The organism is Bradyrhizobium sp. ORS 375, from assembly GCF_000239775.1.
Taxonomy (GTDB): Bacteria; Pseudomonadota; Alphaproteobacteria; order Rhizobiales; family Xanthobacteraceae; genus Bradyrhizobium.
Map to the genome: position 1 here is coordinate 1 of NZ_CAFI01000445.1, position 7,411 is coordinate 7,411.

General features: G+C 65.9%; 3 protein-coding genes and 1 pseudogene. 3 read left to right on the top strand and 1 reads right to left on the bottom strand.

The genetic code is table 11. From position 1 onward, the window contains the following. A pseudogene (locus tag BRAO375_RS29575) lies at positions 1-280 on the bottom strand (hypothetical protein); the annotation flags it as partial. A gap of 157 nt (positions 281-437) precedes the next feature. Between BRAO375_RS29575 and BRAO375_RS29580 the strand changes: the two are divergent. From BRAO375_RS29580 to BRAO375_RS29590, 3 genes are all read left to right on the top strand, one after another. Further along, positions 438-2,000 carry an AMP-binding protein gene (locus tag BRAO375_RS29580; RefSeq protein ID WP_035643003.1) on the top strand — a complete coding sequence of 521 codons (1,563 nt, stop codon included), beginning with the start codon at positions 438-440 and terminating at the stop codon, positions 1,998-2,000. A gap of 1,422 nt (positions 2,001-3,422) precedes the next feature. Then, entirely contained in the window at positions 3,423-5,114 is a 1,692-nt protein-coding gene (locus tag BRAO375_RS29585) for a methyl-accepting chemotaxis protein (protein WP_009031103.1), read from the top strand. Between the two features lie 554 nt (positions 5,115-5,668). Continuing rightward, the gene (locus tag BRAO375_RS29590; RefSeq protein ID WP_009031104.1) at positions 5,669-7,360 is read left to right on the top strand and encodes a methyl-accepting chemotaxis protein; all 1,692 of its coding nucleotides are present in this window, start codon (positions 5,669-5,671) and stop codon (positions 7,358-7,360) included. Positions 7,361-7,411: the final 51 nt, after the last annotated feature.

Consider the following 7,411-nt stretch of genomic DNA (forward strand, 5'->3'; position numbering starts at 1 on the left):
AGGCCGGCGTGGCCGGAGCCGGGCTTGGCGCGGCCGCGCTGGTTTCCGCGGGCGCCACCTTGACCGGCACCGTCGCGGCCGCCTGCGTCGCGGCGAGGTAGGAGGTGACGGTCGGAGACGGCGACGGCGTATCCGGCACCGCCCGTTCGAGCTTGGTGGATTCCATCACGGGCGGTTTCGGATTCATGCCCTGGGCAATCATCAGCCCACCCCCGAGCCCGGCGGCGACGGCAACGGCGACTGTTCCGGCCCCCGCAAAAAAAGCTGTCGACGTGCGCATGGGCTTGCTCCCTGATTGTTCGGCCGGGCAACGCGGCGCGCGCAGCGATGTTCCGACCCGCGTAACGACGCGGCTTGAGCGCGAGGGGCTTTCTGTTAGCCTGCGCATCAAGCTCTGCGACGCAACAATCAGCGGGGCACCTCGGGAGGAGATCAGCATGAGCCGTGAACTGCACTCGTTCCCTGTCGTCTGCGAGCAGACGCTGCTCACCTTGTCCCGCCATCCGCAGCGCACCGCCTTCAGCTGGCCCGGCGGATCGCTGTCCTATCAGGGCGCCATCGATCTCATCGGACGCATGCAGAGCGTGTTCATGCGGCTTGGCCTCGTGCCTGGAACACGCGTCGCGTTCCTCACCGCGAACCGCGCCGACTCCTGGTGCGCCGGCATGGCGGCGCAGCTGTCCCGCCTCGCCATCACCTGGCTGCATCCGCTGGGATCGCTGGACGATCAGCTGTTCCAACTGACGGATTCGGAAACGCAGGTTCTGGTGATCGATGCCGCCGCGTTCCGCGACCGCGGCGGCGAGCTCGCCGCGCGCGCCGACGGCCTGCGCCACGTGTTCACGCTCGGGCCCGCCGGCTACGGCGCCGATCTCCTCGCCGCGATCGAGCAGGCCGGTCACGCTACCGCGCGCAACTTCGCGAGACCCGACGACATCGCCACGCTGAACTACACCGGCGGCACCACCGGCAAGTCCAAGGGCGCGCTGCGCCATCACCAGGAATATGGCGGCTTCGCCACCGCGATCCTGGCCGATTTCGAGATCCCGGAGCGCGCCAGCTATCTGACGGTGGCGCCGATCAGCCACGTCGCCGGCACCAAGGTGCTGCCGACCCTGATGCGTGGCGGCACCGTCCACATGCTCAAGGGCTTCGATCCGGAGGCTGTGCTGAAGACGATCGAGCGCGAGCGCATCAACTTCACGCTGTTCGTGCCGACCATGATCTACGTGCTGCTCGACCATCCCGCGTTGGCCAAGACAGATCTCTCCTCGCTCGAGCTCGTGCTCTACGGCGCGTCCGCGATGTCGCCGACGCGGCTGGTCGAGGGCATCGAGCGGATCGGCCCGGTGTTCTCGCAGCTCTACGGCCAGACCGAATGCTATCCGGTCTCGGTGCTGCGCAAGGCCGACCACGATCCGAAGCAGCCGGAGCTGTTCCTGTCGTGCGGCTTTCCGATCGCAGCCTGCGAGGTCAAGATCCTCGACGACAATGACCAGGAGGTGCCGCAGGGCGAGGCCGGCGAGATCTGCGTGCGCGCGCCGCATGTGATGACGGAATACTGGAAGCGGCCTGATATCACCGCCGAGACCTTGAAGAGCGGCTGGCTGCACACCGGCGACATCGCCCGCCGCGACGAGCGCGGCTACATGTACATCCTCGATCGCAAGAAGGACATGATCGTCTCCGGCGGCTTCAACATCTTCCCCCGCGAGATCGAGGACGTGCTGACGCAGCATGCCGATGTCGCGATGTGCGCTGTCGTCGGCGTGCCCGACGACAAATGGGGCGAGGCCGTCACCGCGATCGTGGTGCCGCGCGCCGGCGCGCAGCCGAATGCAACGGAGCTGATCGAGCTGGTGAAGGCGCGCAAGGGCTCGGCGCATGCGCCGAAGCGCGTGGAGTTCGTAGCGGAGCTGCCGGTGACGGGCGTCGGCAAGATCGACAAGAAGGTGCTGCGCGCGCGGTACTGGGAGGGACGCGGGCGGATGGTGGGGTAGCCCAGCGTCGCCGCTTCGATCTTTCTCCGTCATTGCGAGGCGCCCTTGCGCCGAAGCAATCCAGGGGCGGCGCGCGTGGCCCTGGATTGCTTCGCTGCGCTCGCAATGACGGAGATATCTCGAATGACCGGACCAGATGACACGATGGCGCGAAGGTCTTAGCAGCCCTGACAGCAACCGCCGCACTCCGCCGTCGTCCCGGGCAAGCGAAGCGCGACCCGGGATCCATGACCACAGGAGGGCGTGGTGAGCGCGGATGTCGCGGCTGGCCTGCCTCATTCGACGTCCTGTGGCTATGGGTCCCGGCGTTCGCCGGGACGACACCATTTGCGTGGCACGAGCGCCGGCACCCAACATGCGCCCGTCCATGTGCGCCTCTCGAGTCGACCTGAACGTCTGTTGTCCGCTGCAAACACCACTTCGCGGCCTCGCGGCGCATCTGCGTCCGAGTGTTGCTGAATTCGTCCCCTCCAACCGACGGAGGGTGCAGGGAAGGCCAGGCCTCGACCGAGGCCTGCGGTCCGCGTGCAGCAAAAAAGCACGCGGCAGAACCACAGGTTCGGCCGGACAGGCCCGGCCTTCCCCGCGCAATGGGTCGACGGATTATACGCAGTCTCCCCGGCGACCGGCTCGTTTGCCACCGTCATTCCGCAAGCTGCCCTTCGGCAGGCCTTACGAAACTTGACCTCAGCGTCGGGAGGCCAGGACCCTGCGACTTCACCGTCCGCGACGAGACGTACGTCGGCATGCATGGAGCACGCTGCGCTCGTTGCGGCCACCGCTTCCCACCTCAACGCATCGTGACGTTCGCGAAGCGCCCTCGTCAATGAAGCGGGATGCGGAGAGCAAAGCAGAAAGTTCGGAAAATGCAAAGTCCAATATTTTGGCGACGGCATCTGGACAGCCCAAATCAGCCTGACACGACTGCAGAATCCGGCTTGCCGGCGCACGGCTTTTTCGTCGCACGAACGTCCCTGGCGACGCCGCCCGCGAGCAGAACGTGCCCGTCGGGCAACTCAGGCCTTTGCACACGGCGCCGACATCCGTGCCACGCCCAGACTGCACGCCGCTGCCGGCACACCGCGGTCGTTAGACCAGCGCGTCATCGAGGCGTCCGGTGGTTGTTGGGACAGTCGCGGCGCTGATCCGGGATCTGCGTCAGCGCCGCGCCGTTCGTTTCGAGTAGCCTTCTTCCATCAGCTGGTTCGCTGCGCTCGGCTCGGTTCGCGAGCGCTCCGTAATTTTACGGCAGAAGTTCTACGCCCGGTCACTCTGCTTATAATTAGAGCAATATTTAAACATCGGAACCTTAATGCGCTTAGCTCCGCTCATGATCTCTCAATGATCAGCGTGCGCTCGTTGCTCACCGTCCCCTCGTGGCGCATCGCGTGAGCCATTCTTAGTCATAGCCTGGAGGCGAAGATGCCGTCGTTCTCGAACCTGTCGATTCGCAACAAGGTGCTGCTCGCGTTCGGCATCGTTCTGATGACTGCGATGGGACTGGGCGTCTTCGCCATCGACCGTCTGTCCACCGTCAACGGCTTCGCCGCCGAGGTCCGCGACAATTGGCTGCCATCCACCGGCTGGCTCGGCGCGATCTCCACGGAGGCCGAACAATACCGGGCCCGGCAAGGGCAGCTTCTGCTGTCAACCACGGATGAACTCAAGAACGCGCAAGAGAAGCTGATCGACGAAAGTCTTGCGGAATTTGAGAAGACGTGGAGCCTCTACGAACCCACGGTGACGACGGCGGAAGAGAAGGTTCTGGCTGCCGCGATCAAATCAGCGTGGTCCAACTACCTCAATGAGAGCAAGCCGCTCTACGAGCTGTCGCACAAACATCAGACCGAAGCTGCGTCGGGCCTCTACATGGGCAAGCTGCGCGACCGATTTTTGGAGGTCCGCAAGGCTCTGGAGAAGGACCTGCACTGGAACATCGAGCAGGGTAAGGCCGAGGCCGACAAGGGCGCTGCCGTCTATTCGTCTTCGCGCATGTGGATCCTGGCGACCATCGCTCTGGCGGCCCTGCTCTGCATCGCGATGGGCTATCTGATCGTGGCGGGCGTGTCGCGCCCGATCGCGGCGATGACGGAAGCGATGCGCAAGCTCGCTGGCGGCGACATGTCGGCTCACATTCCCGGCGTCGAACGCAAGGACGAGATCGGCGCGATGGCCGGCGCCGTGCTGGTGTTCAAGGACAATGCGATCGAGACGGAACGGATGCGCGCCGCGCAGGCCGAAACCGAGAAGCATGCCGCCGCACAGCGCAAGCGCGACATGCACGAACTCGCCAACAGTTTCGAGGGCGCCGTCGGGCAGATCATCGAGACCGTCTCCTCGGCCTCGACCGAGCTCGAGGCCTCGGCCAGGACGCTCACCTCGACAGCGGAGCGCACGCAGCAGCAGACCACCACCGTGGCCGCCGCGTCCGAGCAGGCCACCGCCAACGTGCAGTCGGTCGCCTCCGCGACCGAGGAGCTGAGCTCGTCGGTCACCGAGATCAGCCGGCAGGTGCAGGAATCGGCACGGATGGCCAACGAGGCCGTCGACCAGGCGCGCAAGACCAACGACCGCGTCAGCGAATTGTCGCGGGCCGCCGCGCGCATCGGTGACGTGGTCGAGCTCATCAACACCATCGCCGGCCAGACCAACCTGCTGGCCCTGAACGCCACCATCGAGGCGGCTCGCGCCGGCGAAGCCGGCCGCGGCTTCGCCGTGGTCGCCTCCGAGGTTAAGGCGCTGGCCGAGCAGACCGCGAAAGCCACCGGCGAGATCGGGCAGCAGATTTCCGGCATCCAGAGCGCGACCCAGGAATCGGTCGGCGCCATCAAGGAAATCAGCGGCACCATCGAGCGGCTGTCGGAGATTTCCTCCACCATCGCCGCGGCGGTGGAGGAACAGGGCGCCGCGACCCAGGAGATCTCACGCAACATTCAGCAGGCCGCGCAGGGCACGCACGAGGTGTCGTCCAACATCACCGACGTGCAGCGCGGCGCCAGCGAAACCGGCTCCGCCTCGTCGCAGGTGCTGTCCGCCGCCCAGTCGCTGTCGCAGGACAGCAACCGCCTCAAGCTGGAGGTGGGGAAGTTCCTCGGCACGGTGCGCGCGGCGTGAAGCGCATCGAGAGAACCTGCACAGAGATCGTCGCAGAACCATCGCCTCGCCGACACTGCGCTCCCTCTCCCCGTTCTTACGGGGAGAGAGTCGGGGTGAGGGGCAGCCGCACGGATGATGTGAGTCGTAGGCGCGCTGAGGTGAGCTAATTAGCTTCCGTCACTGGACGTGGCTGCCCCGCACCCGCACCCCAGCCCTCTCCCCGTGAAGAACGGGGAGAGGGAGCGGACCGCCGATGCGGCGAGAGGTCCGATCTGCCATGTTGATTGCGGACAGCAACGATTCATCAGTCCCTGCTCCTCATTGCGTCTCGATCACCAGGCTCTGCATCACGCAAGGTTGGTTCCCGACATCGGCGCCGTCGCGCCCCGTAGTTCTACCGTCGACCGCTGCTGCCTAATCTTAGTGCAAACTTTAACAATTGCGCAGCTAATCACGACAAGCCCCATACGGTGACTCAACGACGAGCATCAGCGTGCACGCGCGCAGCGTGCGCCATCCCCGGGCCATTCCCCCAACAAATCCTCCGGGACTTAAGCGAGCTGGAGTCGCAGATGTCGTTCGTTTCCAACCTGTCCATTCGCAACAAGGTGCTGCTGGCGTTCGGCATCGTGCTGCTCACCGCCATGGGGCTCGGCGGCTTCTCCGTCGATCGGCTGTCCACCGTCAACGGCTCCGCGGCCGAGGTCCGCGACAACTGGCTGCCGGCGACCGGATGGCTCGGCGCCATCGCCAAGGCGACGGAGCAATATCGCAGCCGCCAGGGCCAGATGCTGATGGTGACCTCGGCCACGGAGCGAGCTCAGCACGAACAATACATCAACGAGGCGTTTCAGATCTTCGACAAGAATTGGCGCCAGTACGATCCGACGGTCACGACGGCGCAGGAGAAGGCGATCGTCGCCGCCTTCAAGACGTCCTGGAACGCCTATCTCGACGACAGCAAGCAGTTGCTCGAGCTTGCGCGCAAGAACCAGATCGAGGCCGCGCAGGCCTTGTTCCTCGGCCGCATGAAGGACAATTTCAGCGGCGTCCGCAAGGCGCTGGAGCAGGACCTCGCGTTCAATGTCGAGCAAGGCAAGAAGGAAGCCGACAAGGGCGCCGCCGTCTATCAGTCCTCGCGGGCATGGATCTTCGCCACCATCGCCCTGGCGGCCCTGCTCTGCATCACGATGGGCTATCTCATCGTGTCCGGCGTGTCGCGACCGATCACCGCGATGACCGAGGCGATGCGCCGGCTCGCTGGCGGCGACCTGGCGGCGCCAATTCCGGGCACCGAGCGCAAGGACGAGATCGGCAAGATGGCGGGTGCCGTGCAGGTGTTCAAGGACAACGCGATCGAGACCGAGCGGCTGCGCGCCGCGCAGGCCGAGGCCGAGAAGCTCGCCGCCGAGCAGCGCAAGCGCGACATGCACGCGCTCGCCAACAGCTTCGAGAGCGCGGTCGGCGAGATCATCAACACCGTCTCCGCGGCGTCGACCGAGCTCGAAGCCTCGGCCACGACGCTGACGTCGACCGCCGAACGCACCCAGCAGCGCACCACCACGGTGGCCGCCGCGTCCGAGCAGGCGACCGCCAATGTGCAGTCGGTCGCCTCGGCGACCGAGGAACTGAGCTCGTCGGTGACCGAGATCAGCCGGCAGGTGCAGGACTCCGCGCGGATCGCGAACGAGGCCGTCGACCAGGCGCGCAAGACCAACGACCGCGTCAGCGAGCTGTCCAAGGCGGCTTCGCGGATCGGCGATGTCGTCGAGCTGATCAACACCATCGCCGGCCAGACCAACCTGCTGGCGCTCAACGCCACCATCGAGGCGGCCCGCGCGGGCGATGCCGGCCGCGGCTTCGCCGTGGTTGCCACCGAGGTCAAGGCCTTGGCCGAGCAGACCGCCAAGGCGACCGGCGAGATCGGCCAGCAGATCGCCGGCATCCAGGCGGCAACGCAAGAGTCGGTCGGCGCCATCCGGGAGATCAGCGGCACGATCGAGAAGCTCGCGGAAATCTCGTCGACCATCGCCGCGGCAGTCGAGGAACAGGGCGCCGCCACCCAGGAGATCTCGCGCAACATCCAGCAGGCGGCCCAGGGCACGCATGAAGTGTCGTCCAACATCACCGACGTGCAGCACGGCGCCAGCGAGACCGGCTCCGCCTCCACGCAGGTGCTGTCGGCCGCGCAGACGCTGTCGCAGGACAGCAACCGGCTGAAGCTGGAGGTGGGACGCTTCCTCGGTACGGTGCGGGCGGCGTAAGGGCGACGTCATTGTGAGTTGCTCCCTTTCTCACCCCGGCGACGGTGAGCT

Coding starts and splice junctions, on each gene's coding strand:
- BRAO375_RS29580 (WP_035643003.1), top strand. CDS start 438: ATGAGCCGTGAACTGCACTCGTTCCCTGTCGTCTGCGAGCAGACGCTG.
- BRAO375_RS29585 (WP_009031103.1), top strand. CDS start 3,423: ATGCCGTCGTTCTCGAACCTGTCGATTCGCAACAAGGTGCTGCTCGCG.
- BRAO375_RS29590 (WP_009031104.1), top strand. CDS start 5,669: ATGTCGTTCGTTTCCAACCTGTCCATTCGCAACAAGGTGCTGCTGGCG.